The organism is Knoellia locipacati (genome assembly GCF_007992835.1).
Taxonomy (GTDB): Bacteria; Actinomycetota; Actinomycetes; order Actinomycetales; family Dermatophilaceae; genus Knoellia; species Knoellia locipacati.
On the sequence record NZ_BKBA01000003.1, the window covers coordinates 861,867 to 879,338 of the forward strand.

At 71.9% G+C, this 17,472-nt stretch carries 22 protein-coding genes; 7 read left to right on the top strand and 15 right to left on the bottom strand.

Annotated elements, in window-relative coordinates:
- Nucleotides 1–8: 8 nt before the first annotated feature.
- Genes KLO01_RS05635 through KLO01_RS05645 form a run of 3 tightly spaced genes read right to left on the bottom strand, consistent with a single transcriptional unit; the run spans nucleotide 9 to nucleotide 2,946 of the window.
- A complete protein-coding gene (locus KLO01_RS05635) occupies nucleotides 9–665 on the bottom strand; it encodes a LutC/YkgG family protein (RefSeq protein WP_147062893.1) in 657 nt (218 codons plus the stop codon).
- Nucleotides 662–2,176 (bottom strand): LutB/LldF family L-lactate oxidation iron-sulfur protein, encoded by a 1,515-nt coding sequence (locus KLO01_RS05640; protein ID WP_147062895.1) that lies wholly within the window; start codon nucleotides 2,174–2,176, stop codon nucleotides 662–664. The genes KLO01_RS05635 and KLO01_RS05640 overlap by 4 nt, the downstream gene beginning before the upstream one ends.
- The gene (locus tag KLO01_RS05645) at nucleotides 2,173–2,946 is read right to left on the bottom strand and encodes a (Fe-S)-binding protein (protein ID WP_186827921.1); all 774 of its coding nucleotides are present in this window, start codon (nucleotides 2,944–2,946) and stop codon (nucleotides 2,173–2,175) included. The genes KLO01_RS05640 and KLO01_RS05645 overlap by 4 nt, the downstream gene beginning before the upstream one ends.
- Before the next feature lie 125 nt (nucleotides 2,947–3,071).
- Here KLO01_RS05645 and gntA point away from each other — a divergent pair, with 125 nt between their 5' ends.
- From gntA to KLO01_RS05665, 4 genes are all read left to right on the top strand, one after another.
- Nucleotides 3,072–3,782 carry a guanitoxin biosynthesis heme-dependent pre-guanitoxin N-hydroxylase GntA gene (gntA, locus tag KLO01_RS05650; RefSeq protein ID WP_147062896.1) on the top strand — a complete coding sequence of 237 codons (711 nt, stop codon included), beginning with the start codon at nucleotides 3,072–3,074 and terminating at the stop codon, nucleotides 3,780–3,782.
- Nucleotides 3,783–3,787: 5 nt separating this feature from the next.
- Nucleotides 3,788–4,405: a DUF1989 domain-containing protein gene (locus tag KLO01_RS05655; protein WP_147062899.1), complete on the top strand. Its 618-nt coding sequence runs from the start codon at nucleotides 3,788–3,790 to the stop codon at nucleotides 4,403–4,405.
- A 68-nt stretch (nucleotides 4,406–4,473) separates the two neighbouring features.
- Nucleotides 4,474–4,995, top strand: coding sequence for a hypothetical protein (locus KLO01_RS05660; protein WP_147062901.1), 522 nt, complete (start codon nucleotides 4,474–4,476; stop codon nucleotides 4,993–4,995).
- On the top strand, nucleotides 4,995–5,480 hold the full coding sequence (locus tag KLO01_RS05665) for a DUF421 domain-containing protein (protein WP_147062903.1): 486 nt from the start codon (nucleotides 4,995–4,997) through the stop codon (nucleotides 5,478–5,480). The genes KLO01_RS05660 and KLO01_RS05665 overlap by 1 nt, the downstream gene beginning before the upstream one ends.
- A gap of 126 nt (nucleotides 5,481–5,606) precedes the next feature.
- On the opposite strand, the gene eda is transcribed toward KLO01_RS05665, so the two are convergent.
- The 9 genes from eda to KLO01_RS05710 form a co-directional block, all read right to left on the bottom strand.
- Entirely contained in the window at nucleotides 5,607–6,278 is a 672-nt protein-coding gene (eda, locus tag KLO01_RS05670) for a bifunctional 4-hydroxy-2-oxoglutarate aldolase/2-dehydro-3-deoxy-phosphogluconate aldolase (RefSeq protein WP_147062905.1), read from the bottom strand.
- Entirely contained in the window at nucleotides 6,275–8,197 is a 1,923-nt protein-coding gene (edd, locus tag KLO01_RS05675) for a phosphogluconate dehydratase (protein ID WP_147062907.1), read from the bottom strand. Before edd ends, eda begins: the two co-directional genes overlap by 4 nt.
- 152 nt (nucleotides 8,198–8,349) lie before the next feature.
- Nucleotides 8,350–9,627: an AAA family ATPase gene (locus KLO01_RS05680; RefSeq protein ID WP_147062908.1), complete on the bottom strand. Its 1,278-nt coding sequence runs from the start codon at nucleotides 9,625–9,627 to the stop codon at nucleotides 8,350–8,352.
- Between the two features lie 41 nt (nucleotides 9,628–9,668).
- Nucleotides 9,669–10,172 carry a 2'-5' RNA ligase family protein gene (locus KLO01_RS05685; RefSeq protein WP_186827922.1) on the bottom strand — a complete coding sequence of 168 codons (504 nt, stop codon included), beginning with the start codon at nucleotides 10,170–10,172 and terminating at the stop codon, nucleotides 9,669–9,671.
- A gap of 43 nt (nucleotides 10,173–10,215) precedes the next feature.
- Complete coding sequence (locus tag KLO01_RS05690) at nucleotides 10,216–11,055, bottom strand: Fpg/Nei family DNA glycosylase (RefSeq protein WP_147062912.1); 840 nt, start codon at nucleotides 11,053–11,055, stop codon at nucleotides 10,216–10,218.
- 3 nt (nucleotides 11,056–11,058) lie between these two features.
- Complete coding sequence (locus KLO01_RS05695) at nucleotides 11,059–11,280, bottom strand: hypervirulence associated TUDOR domain-containing protein (RefSeq protein ID WP_147062914.1); 222 nt, start codon at nucleotides 11,278–11,280, stop codon at nucleotides 11,059–11,061.
- Nucleotides 11,281–11,318: 38 nt separating this feature from the next.
- A complete protein-coding gene (locus KLO01_RS05700) occupies nucleotides 11,319–11,654 on the bottom strand; it encodes a YnfA family protein (RefSeq protein ID WP_147062916.1) in 336 nt (111 codons plus the stop codon).
- Nucleotides 11,655–11,708: 54 nt separating this feature from the next.
- Nucleotides 11,709–12,179: an META domain-containing protein gene (locus KLO01_RS05705; protein WP_147062918.1), complete on the bottom strand. Its 471-nt coding sequence runs from the start codon at nucleotides 12,177–12,179 to the stop codon at nucleotides 11,709–11,711.
- Nucleotides 12,180–12,219: 40 nt separating this feature from the next.
- Nucleotides 12,220–12,702 carry a hypothetical protein gene (locus KLO01_RS05710; RefSeq protein ID WP_147062920.1) on the bottom strand — a complete coding sequence of 161 codons (483 nt, stop codon included), beginning with the start codon at nucleotides 12,700–12,702 and terminating at the stop codon, nucleotides 12,220–12,222.
- 124 nt (nucleotides 12,703–12,826) lie between these two features.
- Here KLO01_RS05710 and KLO01_RS05715 point away from each other — a divergent pair, with 124 nt between their 5' ends.
- The 3 genes from KLO01_RS05715 (at nucleotide 12,827) to KLO01_RS05725 (ending at nucleotide 14,739) form a co-directional block, all read left to right on the top strand.
- Entirely contained in the window at nucleotides 12,827–13,270 is a 444-nt protein-coding gene (locus KLO01_RS05715; protein ID WP_147062921.1) for a phage tail protein, read from the top strand.
- A gap of 138 nt (nucleotides 13,271–13,408) precedes the next feature.
- The gene (locus KLO01_RS05720; protein ID WP_147062923.1) at nucleotides 13,409–14,131 is read left to right on the top strand and encodes a 4a-hydroxytetrahydrobiopterin dehydratase; all 723 of its coding nucleotides are present in this window, start codon (nucleotides 13,409–13,411) and stop codon (nucleotides 14,129–14,131) included.
- An 8-nt stretch (nucleotides 14,132–14,139) separates the two neighbouring features.
- Nucleotides 14,140–14,739 carry a GNAT family protein gene (locus KLO01_RS05725; protein WP_147062925.1) on the top strand — a complete coding sequence of 200 codons (600 nt, stop codon included), beginning with the start codon at nucleotides 14,140–14,142 and terminating at the stop codon, nucleotides 14,737–14,739.
- Between the two features lie 73 nt (nucleotides 14,740–14,812).
- On the opposite strand, the gene KLO01_RS05730 is transcribed toward KLO01_RS05725, so the two are convergent.
- The 3 genes from KLO01_RS05730 to dnaB form a co-directional block, all read right to left on the bottom strand.
- Entirely contained in the window at nucleotides 14,813–15,307 is a 495-nt protein-coding gene (locus KLO01_RS05730; protein ID WP_147062927.1) for a M23 family metallopeptidase, read from the bottom strand.
- 230 nt (nucleotides 15,308–15,537) lie between these two features.
- Nucleotides 15,538–15,873 carry a hypothetical protein gene (locus tag KLO01_RS05735; protein ID WP_147062929.1) on the bottom strand — a complete coding sequence of 112 codons (336 nt, stop codon included), beginning with the start codon at nucleotides 15,871–15,873 and terminating at the stop codon, nucleotides 15,538–15,540.
- Nucleotides 15,874–15,883: 10 nt separating this feature from the next.
- On the bottom strand, nucleotides 15,884–17,257 hold the full coding sequence (dnaB, locus tag KLO01_RS05740; protein WP_147062931.1) for a replicative DNA helicase: 1,374 nt from the start codon (nucleotides 17,255–17,257) through the stop codon (nucleotides 15,884–15,886).
- Nucleotides 17,258–17,472: the final 215 nt, after the last annotated feature.

A 17,472-nucleotide genomic window follows, 5' to 3' on the forward strand; every position in this document is an offset into this window, starting at 1 on the left:
CGGGCCCCTCAAGGAATTGCCCCGGCGATGACGACGACGAGGGTGCGTGGTCCGTGGACACCCTCGACCCGCTCGAGCTCGATGTCGCTCGTCGCGCTCGGTCCGCTGACCCAGGTGAGCGGTCGGCCCCGGTGGGGCGGGGCGCCGAGCCGGGTGAGGGCCTCCGGCACGTCGTGGACGACCTGGTCGGCCCGGATGACGCAGACATGCGTGTCCGGGACGAGGGAGAGCTCGCGCCTGCCCTGGTCCGGCCCGTGGTCGAGGACGATCGTGCCGGTCCTCGCGATGCCGACGGCGCACGCGGTGACGACCGCGTCGACCCGGTCGAGCTCGGCGGCCGAGCCGGCCTCGCCCTCGGTGACGACGGTGGAGACCTCCGCGAGCGCCGTCCGCCACCCGGTGTCGAGACCGGTCGGCACGACGACCGACCCGAGGCCGCGGGCCCGCAGGACCTCGGCCACGGTCGCGGCCACCTCGCCGGCCGGCACGCGCAGCACCTCCGCGCGGTAGTCGGCGACGTTCTCGGCGAACAGGTCCAGCGTCCGCGTCCTCCCCGGCGACACTTCGTGACCAGTTGGTCGATTGTTGGCGCGGGCGCCCACGGGGGTCGTGACGTCGGCGGTCGCGGCGCGGACCCGGGCCAGGATCTCGTCGCGCGCGCTCACGGCTCGCCTCCCGCTCGGTCCGGTCGGTCCCCGGTATGCCGTCCGCCCACCTGCGTGGCCGCGTCGCCCCTCTCGCGGGCCCACCACTGCCGGAAGGTCTCCTTCGGCGGGTTCGGCACGTCGCGGGCGTCGGTCCAGGCACCCAGTCCGGGCACCCGTCGCACGGTCCGGTCGCCGAGGAGGCGCCCCGCCGTCGTGGCGCCGCGCTGCGCGAGCGCCAGCCGACGGGGGTCCGACAGCACCCACGCGGCGGCCTTCATCGCGGCGGACTCGGCCCGGTGTCCTCCCTGCTCGGCCACCGTGCCGCGCAGCTCGACGAGCAGCTCCGGGATGTTGATCCGCACCGGGCAGGCGTCGAAGCACGCGCCACACAGCGACGACGCATAGGGCAGCGACTGGTCGACCTCGCTCGCCGTCCCGCGCAGCTGCGGGTTGAGCACGGCACCGATCGGCCCCGGGTAGACCGAGCCGTAGGCGTGCCCGCCCGTGCGCTCGTAGACCGGGCACACGTTGAGGCAGGCCGAGCACCGGATGCACCGCAGCGCCTGCCGGCCCATGGTGTCGGCGAGGACGTGGCTGCGCCCGTTGTCGAGCAGGACGACGTGGACCTCCTGCGGGCCGTCGCCGTCATGCACCCCGGACCACATCGTCGTGTAGGGGTTCATCCGCTCCCCCGTGCTCGACCTCGGCAGCAGCTGGAGCATCGGCGCGAGGTCGTCCCACGTCGGCAGGACCTTCTCGATGCCGACGACCGAGATGAGCGTCTCAGGCAGCGTGAGGCACATCCGCCCGTTGCCCTCGGACTCGACGACGACGAGGGTCCCGGTGTCGGCGACCGCGAAGTTGGCCCCGCTCACGGCGACGCGTGCCCGCAGGAACTTCTCGCGCAGGTGCAGCCGTGCGGCCTCCGCGAGCCGGGCCGGGTCGTCGGTGAGGTCGTCCGGCGCGGGACGGCCGACCTTGCCCATCTCGCGCACGAAGACCTCACGGATCTCGCTGCGGTTGCGGTGGATGGCGGGCACGAGGATGTGGCTCGGCCGGTCGCCGAACAGCTGGACGATGAGCTCGGCGAGGTCGGTCTCCCACGCCGCGATGCCCGCCGCCTCGAGGGCCTCGTTGAGCTCGATCTCCTGGGTCGCCATCGACTTGACCTTGACGACCTCGTCGACGCCCTTGGCGCGCGCGATGTCGACGACGATCCGGTTGGCCTCGTCGGCGTCACGCGCCCAGTGCACGGTCGCGCCGTTCGCGGTGAGGCTGGCCTCGAGCTTCTCGAGGTAGTCGCCGAGGTGGGTCAGTGCCTCGTCCTTGGCGTCGGCGCCCGCCACCCGCAGCGCCTCCCACTCGGGGACCTCGGCGACGACGGCGGCCCGCTTCGCCCGGATCGTCGACGTGGCGCGGTGCAGGTTCTCGCGCTGCTGCGTGTTCGCGAGCGCCTCGCGCGCGGCCTCGGGGAAGGACGGCATACCGACGAAGGTCGGTGACGTGCGCTGGACCGGAGGGGCGCTCATGCCGGACTCTCCTTCGTCGACGCGAGGATCTCGGCGAGGTGCATGCTCCGTATGCCGGCCCGCTGCCTCCCGAGGATCCCTCCGATGTGCGCCAAGCAGGAGTTGTCGCCGGCGACGACGACCTCGGCGCCGGTCTCGACGACGTGCGTGGCCTTGTCGGTGCCCATGGCGACGGACACGTCGGAGTTCTTCATCGCGAAGGTGCCACCGAAGCCGCAGCACTCGTCCGCCCCGGGGAGCTCGACGAGGTCGATGCCCTCGACGGCTCGCAACAGCTGCAGCGGCCGGTCCCCCACCCGCAGCAGCCGGAGCGAGTGGCAGGTCGGGTGGTAGGTCACGCGGTGCGGGAACCACGCGCCCACGTCGGTGACGCCGAGGACGTCGACGAGGAACTCGGACAGCTCGTGCACCCGTGGCGCGACCCGCTCGACCTCGCTCGCCAGGCCCTCGTCGCCTGCGCGCCGGGCGACCATCGCGTGCTGCTCCCGGACCGAGCCGACGCACGACCCCGACGGCGCGACCACCACGTCGTAGTCCCCGAACACGTCGACGAAGCGACGGACGAGCGGGACGGCCTCGCCGGCATACCCCGTGTTCGTGAGCATCTGGCCGCAACAGGTCTGCGCGGCAGGGAACTCGACCCGGCACCCGAGCCGCTCGAGGAGGCGCACCGTCGCCTTCGGCGTCTCCGGCCACATCGTGTCGTTGAAGCACGTCGCGAAGAGCGCAACCCGCAGGTCGGTGCGAGGAGGTGGTGCGGGCGCATCCATGGCTCCGACCCTAGGACGTGGAGTCGCCGGGTGTGAGGTGCGTCGCACGGCCGAGCACCCGTAGGGAGGTAGTGGCTCCTTCTCGCCGCTGCCTACCGTCGAGGCAACGTGCCTAGGAGGCCCACATGAGCACCACCCTCACCCCTGCCAGCACCGCGGCGCCCACCCCTGCGCCCGAGCCCACCGTCGACGCGGTCCACGACCACCTCGCCCAGTGGGTGCTCGACCCCGAGTACCCCTGCCTCGGCGCCCGCGCCGTCTTCAACCGCGACCGCGCCACCGTCGTCACCACCGGCCGTCTCGGCAGCGCGAGCAGCAGCCTCGACGTCTACCAGGCGCTGCGCGACTTCGGCGACGACGCCAACCCGGACGAGGGGTTCACCTCGCTCGTCGCGGCGTTCGGTGGACAGGCGCCGGCCACCGAGCGCGCGTTCGAGGACCGCCTCTGGACGACGCTGCAGCACCTCCACGACTTCGACGACACCCCGTGGAACCCGGAGGTGTCGAGCGACCCGGCCGACGTCGACTTCTCGTTCAGCATCGGCGGCGTCGCCTACTTCGTCGTCGGGCTGCACCCGCAGGCCTCGCGCGACGCCCGCCGCACCCCGTGGCCGGTCCTCGTGTTCAACCTGCACTCGCAGTTCGAGGAGCTCAAGGCCTCGGGGCGCTACGAGCACATGCGCGACCTCATCCGCAGCCGCGACTTCGACCTCCAGGGCTCGGTCAACCCGATGGTGGCCGACCACGGCGAGCAGTCCGAGGCCCTCCAGTACTCCGGCCGCAAGGTCGACTCCTCGTGGCAGGCGCCGCTCGACCGCGAGGGCATGGCACCGTGACGTCGGTGACCACCGACCCCGCCGACGGCTTCTCCCGACTCGCCCCGCAGACCGGCACCCACGTCCGGCTCGCCCCGGGTGACGTCCTCACCCTGCTCGACCCCACGGGCGTTCAGGTGAGCGACCTCTACTGCGTCAGCGCCGACGACGTCGCCGAACGGCTCTCGTCGGGCCGGTCGATCGACTTCGAGAACACCATCTCGTTCACCACCGGCTCCCGGCTGTGGAGCAACCGGAGCCGCCCGATGATGACGGTCGTCGAGGACACGTGCGGCAGCCACGACTTCCTCCTCACCCCGTGCAGCCAGCAGACCTTCGACATCCTCTACCCGGACCTCGAGGGCGCCGAGCACCCGAGCTGCTTCGCGAACCTCGTCGGCGCGCTCGAGCCGCACGGCGTGCGTCGGGACGACATCGGCACCACGCTCAACGTCTTCATGAACGTCTGGCCCGACGAGTCCGGCGAGCTGCACATCGACCCGCCCAAGAGCGTGGCGGGAGACCGCTTCTCGGTGCGGGCCGAGATGGACCTGCACGTCGGCATCACGGCGTGCTCCGCCGAGAAGTCCAACGGCGGGGTCTGCAAGCCGATCGACTGGCAGGTCACCCGAGCCGGCTCCTGACCGAAACGGTGCGGCGCCGACCCGCGTGGCGTGGTGCCGCGCCCCTGCCCAGGTCCTAGCGTCGAGTCGTGGCTCGCACGGACTCGACGACCGAGGACCTGGTCGAGGCGCCTCGCGGCTTCCGTGGCCAGCTGGCGCACCGGACCGGGCTGGGCATCGTCGTCCTCATCCTCGTCGCGGGGCTCGCGGGGTTCCTCGGTCCGCGCACGAGCACCGAGACGGCGAGCGCCGGTGGCTGGCGGCTCACCGTCGAGCACGCCTCGGTGACGCGCGCCGGGCAGCCGGCGCCGCTCCACCTCAGGGTCGAGCACCCCGACGGCTTCACCACGCCGGTGCAGATCGACCTGTGCGACAACCTCTTCGACCACCTCGACTTCCAGAACTGGTACCCCAACCCCTCGGCAGAGACGAGCTCGCCGGGCCGGCTGCTCTACGAGTTCGACCCGCCCTCGGGGCCTGTCCTCGAGGTCAGCCTCGACGCCCGCGCGGCGCCGGGCCAGTGGGGCGGCTACGAGCACTGCCGGGCGACGGTCCTCGTTGACGACGCGCCCGTCGTGGGCGTGGAGTTCGGCGTACGGGTGGTGCCCTGATGGACATCGTGCTGCGGGCCACCGTCGTCTTCTTCCTGCTGTGGCTCGTCATCCGGGTCACCGGCAAGCGCGAGGTCGCGCAGCTGTCGGCCTTCGACATGATCATGGTCGTCACGCTCGGCGACCTCGTCGCGCAGGGGGTCGTGCAGGAGGACTACTCGCTCAGTGCCGCCGCGCTGGCGGTCACGACGTTCTGCGTCCTCAGCCTGGTCCTCGCGTGGACCCACTTCCGCTTCCCCGTGACCCGGCCGCTGCTGTCGGGCCGGGCGCGGGTGGTCGTCCGCAACGGCGAGCCCATCCTCGAGGTGCTGTCGTCCGAGCACCTCACGATCGAGGACGTGGAGGAGGCCGCTCGCGAGAAGGGGATCCGCCGGCTTCGTGAGATCGAGCTGTGTGTCCTCGAGGTCGACGGCGGCTTCTCGTTCTTCACGGTCGACGAGCCCGACGAGCGCGAGGGCGCGACCGAGGACCACACACTGCAGTGACCCGCGGAGGGTACGTCCGCTCCGGCAAAGCCCCACGGACCGCGACCTCGTTGTCGCGACCCGCGGGACCATGTCACGGCACACCCCTGCGTATGCCGTCCGCCCGCCTACCGTGGCGGGCTCGCCTCAGCCGGTCGGCTGGCGCAGCGCCGCGGCCTCGGCGGCGAGGGCCTCGATGCGAGCCCAGTCCCCCTGTGCCACCGCGTCCTTGGGCGTCAGCCACGACCCGCCGACGCAGCCGACGTTGTCGAGCGCGAGCCACTGCGGCGCCGTCTGCGGCGTGATGCCGCCTGTCGGGCAGAAACGCAGCTGGGGGCACGGCCCGGCGACGGCCGAAAGATAGGGTCGTCCGCCGCTGGCCTCGGCGGGGAAGAACTTCATCGCCTCGAGACCGGCCTCGGCCAGGGTGAGCATCTCGGTGAGCGTCGAGGCGCCGGCGAGCAGCGGCAGCCCGCTGTCGAGCGCCGCCTCGAGCAGCCGCGGCGGCGAACCGGGGGTGACGATGAACTGCGCACCGGCGTCCTTGACCTGCTGGACCTGCTCGGGCGTGACCACGGTCCCGGCCCCGACGACCATGCCCTCGACCTCGGTGGCGACGGCCTCGATGGCACCGAGGCCCGCCTCGCTGCGCAGGGTGATCTCGATGACGGGGATCCCGCCACGCACGAGCGCCCGGGCGAGCGGGACGGCCTGCTCGACCGTGTCGACGACGACGACGGGGATGACCGGCGCGAGGTCCAGCACGTCGGCACCGCTGCGGACGGGCGCGGTCGTCTCGGTGGTCAGCAGGGGGCTCATCGGGTCTCCTCGGACGTCAGGGTGTGGCTGGTGGTGAGGTCGGCGTTGCCGCCGAGGTCCTCGAGGTCAGGCACGAGCGCCATCGCTCCGAAGACGTGGGCGCCCTCGTCGGCGCGGCCCACCGCCGCCCGCAGGGGCGCGAACAGCTCGCGCCCGGTGCCGGGCTCGTCCCTCGTGACGCGCGGCGCCGAGGGCCTGGCGGCGAGCTCGTCGGCGTCGACGAGCAGGTCGAGCCGCCCGGTGACCGAGTCGAGGCGGATGACGTCACCGTCGCGCACCTTGGCGATCGGGCCGGCGTGCACGGACTCCGGGGTGACGTGGATCGCCGCCGGGATGGCCCCCGAAGCGCCGCTCATGCGCCCGTCGGTGACGAGCGCCACGGCATACCCGCGCTTCTGGAGGACACCGAGCGAGGGAGTGAGGGCGTGCAGCTCGGGCATGCCGTTCGCGCTCGGGCCCTGCTCGCGGATGACGATGACGACGTCGCGGTCGAGCTCGCGCCGCGAGAAGGCCTGGAGGAAGCCGACCTGGTCGGTGAAGACGCGCGCCGGCGCCTCGATGACGCGGTGCTCGTCGGCCACGGCGGACACCTTGATGACCGCGTGCCCGAGCGACCCGCGGAGCACCCGCAGCCCGCCGTCGACGGCGAACGGGTCGTCGGCGCCGCGCAGCACGGTGGGGTCACCGGACGTGGGCCCGACGTCGACGAACTCGAGCCGGCCGTCGACGAGGACGGGACGCTGGGTGTAGTGACGCAGCCCCTCGCCGGCCAGGGTGAGGACGTCGTCGTGGAGCAGACCCGCGTCGAGGAGCGTCGCCACGGTGTATGCCGTGCCTCCGGCCGCGTGGAAGTGGTTCACGTCCGCGGTGCCGTTGGGATACATCCGGGCGATCGACGGGACGACCGCCGAGAGCTCGTCGAAGTCGTCCCAGGTGAGGTCGATCCCCGCCGCGGCCGCCATCGAGATGAGGTGCATCGTGTGGTTGGTCGAGCCGCCGGTCGCGAGCAGGGCGACGACTCCGTTGAGCACCGACCTCTCCGAGACGACCTGACCGATGCCGTAGGGCGAGTCGGACGCGGCGATCTCGGCGACGCGCGCGGTGGCGGCGGTGGTGAGCGCGTCACGCAGCGGGTCGTCGGGGTGGACGAAGGCGGCGCCCGGCAGGTGCAGGCCCATGACGTCCATGAGGAGCTGGTTGGAGTTCGCGGTGCCGTAGAACGTGCACGTGCCGGGCGAGTGGTACGACGCGACCTCGCTGCCGAGCAGCTCGTCGCGGCCCACGTCACCGGCGGCGAAGGCGCGGCGCGTCTCGGCCTTGTCGGCGTTGGACCGGCCCGACGCCATCGGCCCGGCGGGCACCAGGGCCATCGGCAGGTGGCCGAAGGCGAGGGCGCCGGCGACGAGCCCGGGCACGATCTTGTCGCAGACGCCGAGCAGCAGGACGCCGTCGAACACGTCGTGCGAGAGGGCGATGGCCGTCGACATCGCGATGACGTCGCGGCTGAACAGGCTGAGCTCCATGCCGGCCCGGCCCTGGGTGATGCCGTCGCACATGGCGGGCACCCCGCCGGCGACGCGGGCGACGGCACCGAGGTCGCGCGCGGTCTGCTTGATCCGCTCGGGGTAGTGCTCGAAGGGCGCGTGGGCCGAGAGCATGTCGTTGTAGGACGTGACGACGCCGAGGCTGACCCCGGTCGTCGCGGACATCACCGCCCGGTCGCTGCCACCACAGGCCGCGACGGCGTGGGCGAGGTTCGAGCAGCCGAGGTCGGTGCGGGCGGGGCGAAGGCTGAGCTCGGACGCGGCCCGGGCCGTGCGCTGCAGGTATGCCGTGCGGCTGGCGCGGCTGCGCTCGGTCACGCGGGCGGTGACCTGGGACAGGACAGGGTTGATGGCAGGACGGATGACGGGCGCCATGGGTCTCCTGGAAGGTGACGATGAGGACGGATGGCGCGAACGGCGTCGCTGACGCACGCGTTGTGATCCAGGTCACAAGTGTGGCGAGGACGGCCCGCGGCGCAACGACCGTCCCGCCATCCGGACAGCCGGCACCACTCGCATGCTCGCGGTCAGCGGCGGCTGCCCCAGTTCCACGACGGCGTCGTGAGCAGGCCCTGACCCTCGACGAAGGTCTCACCGAGGTCCTTGACCAGCGTCACGCCGGTGGCGTCGTCGCCGAGCTCTCGGGCCAGCGCCTCCGAGTGCGAGACGACCATGACCTGGCTGCGTTCGGAGGCCGCCGTGATGAGCCGGGCGAGCGGTGGCAGCAGGTCGGGGTGCAGTGAGGTCTCGGGCTCGTTGAGGACGAGGAGAGGCGGCGGGTCGACGGTGAGCAGAGCTGCGATCAGGCAGAGATAGCGCAGCGTCCCGTCGGAGAGCTCGGCCGCCGCCAATGGCCGGAGCATCCCCGGCTGGTGCAGGTGGACGTCGAAGCGTCCGTCGGAGACCGGGACGTCGAGGATCGCCCCGTCGAAGGCGTCGGCGACCGCGGCATCCAGCACGGACCGGCCGCTCTCCCGGATCGTCTGGAGCGCCGCGGCCAGGTCGGACCCGTCGTCGGCGAGCACCGGTGTCCTCGTACCGATCTGGGACTGTCGAGCGGGCGCTGCCGGGTCGGCGCGGAACCCGTCGTAGAACCGCCAACCGCGGATGAGGCGGCGCACCTGCAGCAGTTCCGGCGCGCGGTCGGGGTCGGCGAGCTCGGTGAGCATCGACTCCCACGGCCGCAGCGACCCCGTGAGGGTGGTCCATCCGCGCGTCTGCCTCCGGCCCGAGGCCGTCTCGCTCGGCTCGGGGTCGGACTCCCAGCCAGCCGGGCGGCCGGTGTCCCACTCGTCGTCCCAGCCGCGGTCGGGTGTCGTGTCATCCGTGCGGACCTCAACCGTCCCCCACTTCCGTCGGGCCACCACGGAACCCGGGCGCATCACCGGCCCCGACCACACGACCTCGCGCTTGATCTCCGGGTCGCGCAGGAACGCGGAGACACCGGCGTCCGAGCCCGACGCCTGTTGCGGCAGACCGAGGTCGACGAGGTAGCCCCACTCGTCGCTCGCGAACCCGAGCCGCAGGCTGACCGGACCCTTGCGCACGGTCCCGTGGACGGCAGTTCCACGTTTGCGCGCGCCGTCGAGGGTGGCGGGCCCGGCCCACAGCGCGGACTGGAGCCCGCCCTCACGCGCGAGGGTGCCGATGACGTCGCCGCGACCGCACCCGGCGAGCAGCCGAAGGCTCCGGTAGAGGCTCGACTTGCCGGTGCCGTTCGCGCCCGTGACGACGTCGAGTCCGTGCAACGGCACGACGACGTCGCGAAGCGAGCGGTATCCCGAGACGGCGACGGCGGTGAGCACGGACCCGAACGTATGCCGTCCCGCCGACACCCCTCGCCGGCTCACGTCAGCGTGGTGGTTCTCCTGGCCTCGCTGTCCCAGTGGCGCAGCACGGTGGCGGTGCCGTCGTGCCCGGGTGCGCGCACGAGCGACAGGGCCTCGCCGACACGGTCGAGCGGGATGCCGCGGGCGAGCGTCACGTGCGGGACCCAACGCCCGGGCGCGGTCAGCGGGGTGGGTTCGGCCCGGCTCGTCGAGACCGCAGCCTCGTGGAGCCGCAACAGCGCGGGGTCGACGACGACGAGCCGGGCGAGCACGACGCGTCGACCGGGGAACGCGATCGCCGGCCCCAGACGCACCCGGATCGGGAGCAGGGGCGCGAGCGCCGAGCCGAGGTCCTCGTCGGTGGCGGGCAGGCGCTCGGTCGCGAGGACGGTGACGTGGGGCGCGTTGGTCTCACCCGTGTGGTCGGCCTGGCTCGGGAGACCGCTGTCCCGCAACGCCGCCCACTCCTCGCGCACCACCGCGCCGGTGTCGTCGTCGAGGATGAGCTCGAGTGCCTGCATGACCCCATCGTGCCCCGACGTCGAGTCCTCGGCGCCCCGTGACTCAGGAGTGCTGGCAGCCCGGGCACCAGAAGAGGCGCTGCAGACCCATCCGCTCGGCCCTGACGGTCGTCCCGCACACGGGGCACGGCTTCCCGGCACGGCCGTAGACGGCATACCGCTTGGGCCAACGGGGGACCCGCTCGCCGCGGACGAGCACCTCGCGGGCGGCCGCCATCTGGGCCTCGTCGGTGACGATCCAGCCGGCGCCGAGGCCGAGCGTCATGAGGTCGACGGCGTCCTGCCACAGGGCCGCGAAGGTGTCGTCGTCGATGTCATGGCCGGGAGTGAACGGGTCGAGCCTGGCGCGGTGCAGGAGCTCGGCGCGATAGACGTTGCCGATGCCGGCGATGACTTTCTGGTCGATGAGGAGCGCGCCGATCGGTCTGCGAGAGTTCTGGATCCGTCGCCTGGCGAGGTCGGGATCGGCGTCGTCGCGCAGCGGGTCGGGGCCGAGCCGTGCCCGCAGGGCGAGCACGCCGTCCTCGTCGAGCAGCTCACAGACGGCCGGGTCGGTGACCTCGGCGTGGTGGGTCGCCGACAGCAGCCGCCACGCGACGTTGCCGTGGATCGGCGGCTCGGTGCGGGGGTATGCCCCGGCGAGGGCACGCGCGTGCCGGCGGACCGAGACGGCGCCATCCATGGCGAGGTGGAGGTGGACGGTGAGGGGGACGTCGACGGCGGACACGAGCAGGTGCTTGCCGACGGCCTGGGCGTCGGCGACGACCCGCTCGTCGAAGAGCGCGGCGTCGAGGGCGCCGTTGGGAGAGCTCGAGCGCACCGGCTGGCCTGCGAGTTGTCGCAGCCGCCCGGCCATGCCGTGGACCGCGTGACCCTCGGCCACCGGTCAGTCGCCGTCCGCCCGCTGCACCTCGCTGGCGAGCTTGAGGACGACCGTGCCGTCCTCCTGCTCGATGACGTAGGCCGGGTTGTCGTCGCTCCCGTGCCGGGTGATCTCCTCACCCTTGGTCGTGCGGGTGACCGTGTCGTGGTGGACCTCGGTGACCTTGCCCTGCGCGGTCGAGGAGCCCCACGTCCACGTCACTGCGCTGCCGGTGCGGATCGTCATGGGCCCAGCATGTCCCACCGGGCTGACATCGTGGCCGTTCAGGCCGAGCGGGGTGCGTACATGATCACGGCGACCCCGGCGAGGCACAGCAGCGCACCCGTGACGTCGTAGCGATCGGGCCGGAAGCCGTCGAGCGCCATCCCCCACGCCAGTGAGCCCGCGACGAAGACCCCTCCGTATGCCGCAAGGATCCGTCCGAAGTGCGCGTCCGGTTGCAGCGTGGCGACGAAGCCGTAGAGACCGAGCGCGATGACGCCGGCGCCGATCCAGACCCAGCCGCGGTGCTCGCGCACGCCCTGCCAGACGAGCCATGCACCACCGATCTCGGCGATGGCGGCGGCGACGAACAGGAGCATCGACCTCAGGGTGTCCACGCCGCCATCGTGGCAGGCCGGGCCCGGGCTCCGGTCCAGCCGGGCCCCACCGGGTCAGCGGCGGAGGAAGCCGATCCAGCCGGCGTTCGTGTCGAGGCTGAACATCGGGCCCTGCGTCGAACCCTTGAGCTGCACCTGCGCCCGGTCGGCGACGAGGGCCATGAGCCAGGCCTCGGTGGCCGCCACGTCGGGCGGGCAGCCGATCTCCGTCGTCACCACGCCCTGCTCGGACCGCAGCCGGTGGTCCTCGACGGTGACGGTGGCGCTCATCCGGTTGCACCCCACGTCGAAGCGGAGCTCGTCGCCGTCGACGGTCACCGTGACGGGTCTCGTCCACGGGGTGCTCCCGTCGTAGGTGAACCCGGTGCGCGAGACCCAGACCCCCTGCACCTCGTCCAGCGAGTGAAGCCAGCCCGCGCTCCGGTCCGCGGCACGCTCCTGGGCGAGCCGGACGGCATACAGGGAGCCGCCTGCCACGAGCGCGACGACCACCGCGAGCGCGAGCCACCTCCACGGGCTTCTCATGGCACTTGGACGGCGGCGGGCACGGGTGCGGTTCCCGCGCTCAGGTGCTCGGGCTCGCCTGCCACGACGCGACCATGACGTCGTAGGGACCAGCGCTCATGGACGGGCCGTCCGGTGGCGCCGTGGCGAGCGCGGACTCGGGCACGACGTTGCACATCGTCATCGTCGCCGCGTCGTCGGCGAGCTCGATCGCCACCATCCACCCCCATTCCTCCATGTAGGTGCCGGCCAGCTCGACACGGTCCCCGGAACGCCTGCCGGACAACGGCATCAGGCCCGGCTGCTGGTGCCACGTGTCGAAGAGCGCACCCTCGACGGCGCCGTCGTCGCCGGTGCCACCGACGAGCACCACACCACGCTGCGCACCGTCGGTGGGGTGGACCCACGTGTAGTGCAGCGTGAAGCCCTGCTCGCCCACGGCCGTCACCGCAGCCGACGACGGCCCCTCGGCGAGCGGGTCGTGGGGCATGAGGCGGAAGGCGCAGGTGCCGGTGAGGTCGAGCGCACGGGTGTCGGGGGCCATGGGCACAGGATGACGCACGCGCCGCGGACGCACGCCCAGATGCCCGCGGGTCGTGACCATTGACCGCCTCGATCGGGTGCTGTCACCCTGCACGGACGAGGTGCACCGTCGATGGGAGGCCGTCATGCCAGGTCGTCGAGAGCCCGAGGGCGCGGTCGGCCACAGCTTCGGGCTGGAGCTAGACGGCGTCCGCGTCGCGATGCTCACCGAGGTCACCGGACTGACCGTCGAGCGCGACGTCATCGAGCTGCGCGAGGGTGGCGCCGACGGAACGCAGGTCGTGCGGCAGCTGCCCGGGCGCCTCAAGCCCGGCGAGGTCACGGTGAGCCGCGGCCTGACGGTCGACCAGGCCTTCGAGCAGTGGATGAACGACGTGACGAACGACGTCGCCGCCGCCCGCAGGAACGCGGCGGTCCTCGTCCTCGACCGCCGGGGTCAACGCGTCGCGACCTTCACCCTCAGCCGCGCATGGCCGAGGAAGCTCGAGTATGCCGGTCTGCGCGCTGGCGCTGGCGAGCCGCTGACCGAGCGCCTCACCCTCGTCCACGAGGGCATCGCGCGCACCTGACCTGCGCGCGCCGTCGAGGTCGCGACCTTGTCCAGCCCGACCCACTGTGGAACTCTTCTCGCGGGGTCGACAACGGGGTCGGCCTCGACTTTCCGAGGGGGACCCGGGGCCTTGGCTCCCGGTGAAGGAGGGCGATCCATGGACATGCTGCGGGGCGACCGGATCGCCGAGGCCCACCTCACCGACTGGCGCAAGCTGGCGCAGGGGCTGCACGGACGCTGGCTCGTCGACGGCTTCAGCGCCGGGGCCCGGTTCGTCACGGCGGTGGCCGCGGCCGGCGACGAGGTCGGCCACCACCCGCGGGTGTCGATGGGCCGGGGCCACGTCGACCTCGAGCTGGTGACCCCCGATGCCATCTACCGTGACGACGAGGGCACCGAGTACGTCGTCGAGTGGGTGACCCAGCAGGACGTCGACCTCGCCCGACGGATCTCCGAGATCGCCTCCGAGCTGGGTCTCGAGGCCGACCCCGCGTCGGTCAGCGAGGTCGAGCTGGGCCTCGACACGGCGGACTCCGCGACCATCGCCCCGGTGTGGGCGGCGCTGCTCACCGGTGACCCCGAGTCCCAGGGCCGGGGCTCGCCCAGCGACGAGGTGCGCGACGCCACGGTCCGGACGCCGAACCTGTGGTTCGGCGACGCCCCGGCCGCCGACGACGTGGCCACGGACGGCCCGGGACAGCGGTTCCACGTCGAGGTCTACCTCGCACCGGAGGTGGCGCAGTCGCGCATCGCCGCCGCCGTCGCGGCGGGCGGGACCGTCGTCGACGACAGCGAGGCACCGGGCCTCACGGTGGTCGCCGACCAGGACGGCAACCGTGGCGTCGTGTGCGTCGACACCTCCGCGGCTGCGAAGGACTGACGCGAGCGATGGGCGAGGAGACGGCATACGAGGTCGTGCCGCTCAGCGCGCAGACGTGGCCGGCCTTCGACGCGATGGTGGTGCGGCACAACGGGATCTTCGGTGGGTGCTGGTGCATCTGGTTCCACCCCGACGGGCCCGAGCGAGGTCAGGGCGCCGAGGCCAACCGCGCGCTCAAGAAGTCGTACGTCGAGCAGGGCAAGGCGCACGCGGCCTTGGTCATGAACGGTGACGAGGCGATCGCGTGGGCGGAGTACGGCACACCGGACGAGCTGCCGACGCTGCACCACCGCAAGGAGTACGACGCGACGTCGACGGTCGAGCCGGACTACCGGATCACGTGCGTCTTCGTCGACAAGCGCCACCGGCGCCAGGGCGTCACCGAGCTGGCGATCACCGGCGCCCTCGACCTCATCGCGCAGGCCGGCGGCGGGCGGGTCGAGAGCTATCCGCACGACCTCACCGAGCGGACGAAGAAGATGTCGTCGTCGTTCCTCTACAACGGCACCCGGCGGCTCTACGAGCGGCTCGGCTTCACCTACGACCGGCCCAAGGGGCTCAAGAACTGCGTCATGGTCACGACCGTGGCGCCCGCGATCCGGGGCTAGCCGGACGGACAGAGACCTCCGGGCGAGGTCGGACCTTGAGTCCACACCTCGCCCGGAGGTCCTCACCTGTCGGTCAGGGCCACAGGTTGGGGTTCTTGTCCGAGCCGTAGCCGCCGTAGCGCGGGCGACGCTCCAGGTGCAGGTGCGGGCCCGTGGTGTTGCCGGTGTTGCCCGAGTAGCCGATGAGCTGGTTGGTGGCGACCCGCTGGCCGTCGCTCACGACTCGACGCGACAGGTGGCAGTAGCCCCAGTCGGAGCCGTCGACGTTGTCGTTGATGAGGATCATCGTGCCGTAGGCCGAACCCCAGTTGGCACGACCGGTGCGGACGTCGCCGCCGATGGTCGCGTAGACGGGGGTGCCGGTGGGGCAGCCGATGTCGACGCCCGTGTGGTAGCCGGCCGCCCAGTTGCCGGGCTGCCTCCACTGGGCGGTGATCGGGTGCGCGGTCGGGTTCTTCACGGGTCGCACGTACGACGCGGCGTTGGCTGCGGGCGCACCGACGATGCCGGTGATGCCGAGCCCGGCAACCGCGGCGCCTCCGCCGAGGATGAGCCGTCGACTGGGCATGCTCGACGATTCCTGGTGGTCTGTCATGACTGTTCTCCCGGTTCTGTGTCTGACCGGGAGCTGATCGGCCTGAGGAAGCCTCAGGCCCACCATCCCCCGCTCGCGTGTCTTGGTCCCTTCGTGCACTCACCCAGCTGCACGAGACAGACCGTCCCCAACGGCGCTGCGAAACCACTGCGAAACCACTGCGGGGCCCTGTGGCCGCGCGCCGAATGACTCGGCCGCTCCGGTCAGACCGACGCAGGGGTTACGAGGAGCTGCCTGACCAAGGAGACCCCGACGCCGATCCCGAGGAGCGCGCCCGCGAGGAAGACCGGCACACCGAACACGTAGCTACCGGGCAGCCCCACCACGAGCCACACGCCCGCGCAGACGACCAGCCGCAGCCGGGTCCACGGCGGTCGGGCCAGAAGGGGCGACAGCAGCACGACGGCTGCGATCGCGAGGTTGAGCCACGTGTCGTTGCGAGCCGGATGAAGGTATGCCGTGACGAGAGTTCCGGCGGCCGCTCCCAGCAGGGCGGCCCACCCGGACAGGACCCACGACCGCGACCTCAGCTCGGTCATCATCGGTGGGTCAGAAGCCGCCGTCGCGGGCCATGTTGCTGAACCGGCTGTAGTGACCCTGGAAGGCGAGCACGATGTCGGCGGTCGGGCCGTTTCGGTGCTTGGCCACGATGACGTCGGCCTCGCCGTCGCGCTCGGGGTCGGAGCGGTCGCGGTGGAGCAGGATGACCATGTCGGCGTCCTGCTCGATGGAGCCGGACTCACGCAGGTCGGACATCTGCGGACGCTTGTCGGTGCGCTGCTCGGGACCACGGTTGAGCTGTGAGATCGCGATGACCGGGACCTCGAGCTCCTTGGCGAGCAGCTTGAGCGCACGCGAGAACTCGGCAACCTCCTGCTGACGCGACTCGACCTTCTTGCCCGAGCTCATGAGCTGGAGGTAGTCGATGATCACCATTCGCAGGTTGTGCTGCTGCTTGAGCCGGCGGCACTTGGAGCGGATCTCCATGAGCGACATGTTGGGCGAGTCGTCGATGAAGAGCGGTGCGTCGGAGATCTTGCCCATGATGCGGGCGAGCTTGTTCCACTGCTCCTGGCCCTTGAGGCCCTTGCGGAGATCCTGGAGCTGGATCGTGGCCTCGGCCGAGAGGATGCGCATCGTGATCTCGGTGCGGCTCATCTCGAGCGAGAACACCGCGGTCGCCATGTTGTGCTTGATCGCGGCGGCGCGGGCGATGTCGATCCCGAGCGTGGACTTGCCGACCGCGGGACGCGCGGCGACGACGATCATCTGGCCCGGGTGCAGGCCGTTGGTGAGGTTGTCGAGCTCGAGGAAGCCGGTCGGCACACCGGTCATCTCGTCGGTGCGCCCGGCCGCGGCCTCGATCTCCTCCATCGTCGCGTTGAGGATCTCGCCGAGCTGGTGGTAGTCCTCGCCGCCGCGCTTCTCGGCGACGGAGTAGACCTCGGCCTGGGCCCGGTTGACGATCTCGTCGACGTCCCCCTCACCCTGGCCGTATCCCATCTGCACGATCCGGGTGCCCGCCTCGACGAGACGCCGCAGCACGGCCCGCTCGTGGACGATCTCGGCGTAGTAGCCGGCGTTGGCCGCCGTCGGCACCGACTGGATGAGCTGGTGGAGGTAGGCCTGGCCGCCGACCCGGGTGAGGTCGCCACGCTTGCCGAGCTCGTCGGCGACGGTGATGGCGTCGGCCGGCTCGCCGCGGCCGTAGAGGTCGAGCACCGCGTCGTAGATGAGCTCGTGCGCCGGTCGGTAGAAGTCGGCCGACTTCGTCACCTCGAGGCAGTCGGCGATCGCGTCCTTGTTGAGGAGCATCGAGCCGAGGACGGACTGCTCGGCGCCGAGGTCCTGCGGCGGGAGGCGGTCGTCGGGGGGACCGTCGCTCGAGCCCGTGTAGGTGCTGTTGAGCTCCGCGATCGACACCCGCCCACCCCTTCCGTACCGTCGTCTGCCGTGGTGACCAGTGCACCACCGCGGTCCGACAGGGACTGCGTACGGGCCACCGACGGGCCCGGGAACGACTGGATCGGCCCAACCTAGGACCTCCACCGACTCCACCCCAACACGGGGTGGGGACAACCTGTGGACAAGGGGTGGAAAACGCCGACCCCTGTTGTGCACAGTCGGTGGAAAGGCCT

What these genes read in the sequence shown, in the direction of transcription:
- KLO01_RS05640 (WP_147062895.1), bottom strand. Translation starts at nt 2,176, where the DNA reads ATGAGCGCCCCTCCGGTCCAGCGCACGTCACCGACCTTCGTCGGTATG.
- KLO01_RS05645 (WP_186827921.1), bottom strand. Translation starts at nt 2,946, where the DNA reads ATGGATGCGCCCGCACCACCTCCTCGCACCGACCTGCGGGTTGCGCTC.
- gntA (WP_147062896.1), top strand. Translation starts at nt 3,072, where the DNA reads ATGAGCACCACCCTCACCCCTGCCAGCACCGCGGCGCCCACCCCTGCG.
- KLO01_RS05665 (WP_147062903.1), top strand. Translation starts at nt 4,995, where the DNA reads ATGGACATCGTGCTGCGGGCCACCGTCGTCTTCTTCCTGCTGTGGCTC.
- eda (WP_147062905.1), bottom strand. Translation starts at nt 6,278, where the DNA reads ATGAGCCCCCTGCTGACCACCGAGACGACCGCGCCCGTCCGCAGCGGT.
- edd (WP_147062907.1), bottom strand. Translation starts at nt 8,197, where the DNA reads ATGGCGCCCGTCATCCGTCCTGCCATCAACCCTGTCCTGTCCCAGGTC.
- KLO01_RS05685 (WP_186827922.1), bottom strand. Translation starts at nt 10,172, where the DNA reads ATGCAGGCACTCGAGCTCATCCTCGACGACGACACCGGCGCGGTGGTG.
- KLO01_RS05695 (WP_147062914.1), bottom strand. Translation starts at nt 11,280, where the DNA reads ATGACGATCCGCACCGGCAGCGCAGTGACGTGGACGTGGGGCTCCTCG.
- KLO01_RS05705 (WP_147062918.1), bottom strand. Translation starts at nt 12,179, where the DNA reads ATGAGAAGCCCGTGGAGGTGGCTCGCGCTCGCGGTGGTCGTCGCGCTC.
- KLO01_RS05710 (WP_147062920.1), bottom strand. Translation starts at nt 12,702, where the DNA reads ATGGCCCCCGACACCCGTGCGCTCGACCTCACCGGCACCTGCGCCTTC.
- KLO01_RS05715 (WP_147062921.1), top strand. Translation starts at nt 12,827, where the DNA reads ATGCCAGGTCGTCGAGAGCCCGAGGGCGCGGTCGGCCACAGCTTCGGG.
- KLO01_RS05720 (WP_147062923.1), top strand. Translation starts at nt 13,409, where the DNA reads ATGGACATGCTGCGGGGCGACCGGATCGCCGAGGCCCACCTCACCGAC.
- KLO01_RS05725 (WP_147062925.1), top strand. Translation starts at nt 14,140, where the DNA reads ATGGGCGAGGAGACGGCATACGAGGTCGTGCCGCTCAGCGCGCAGACG.
- KLO01_RS05730 (WP_147062927.1), bottom strand. Translation starts at nt 15,307, where the DNA reads ATGCCCAGTCGACGGCTCATCCTCGGCGGAGGCGCCGCGGTTGCCGGG.
- KLO01_RS05735 (WP_147062929.1), bottom strand. Translation starts at nt 15,873, where the DNA reads ATGACCGAGCTGAGGTCGCGGTCGTGGGTCCTGTCCGGGTGGGCCGCC.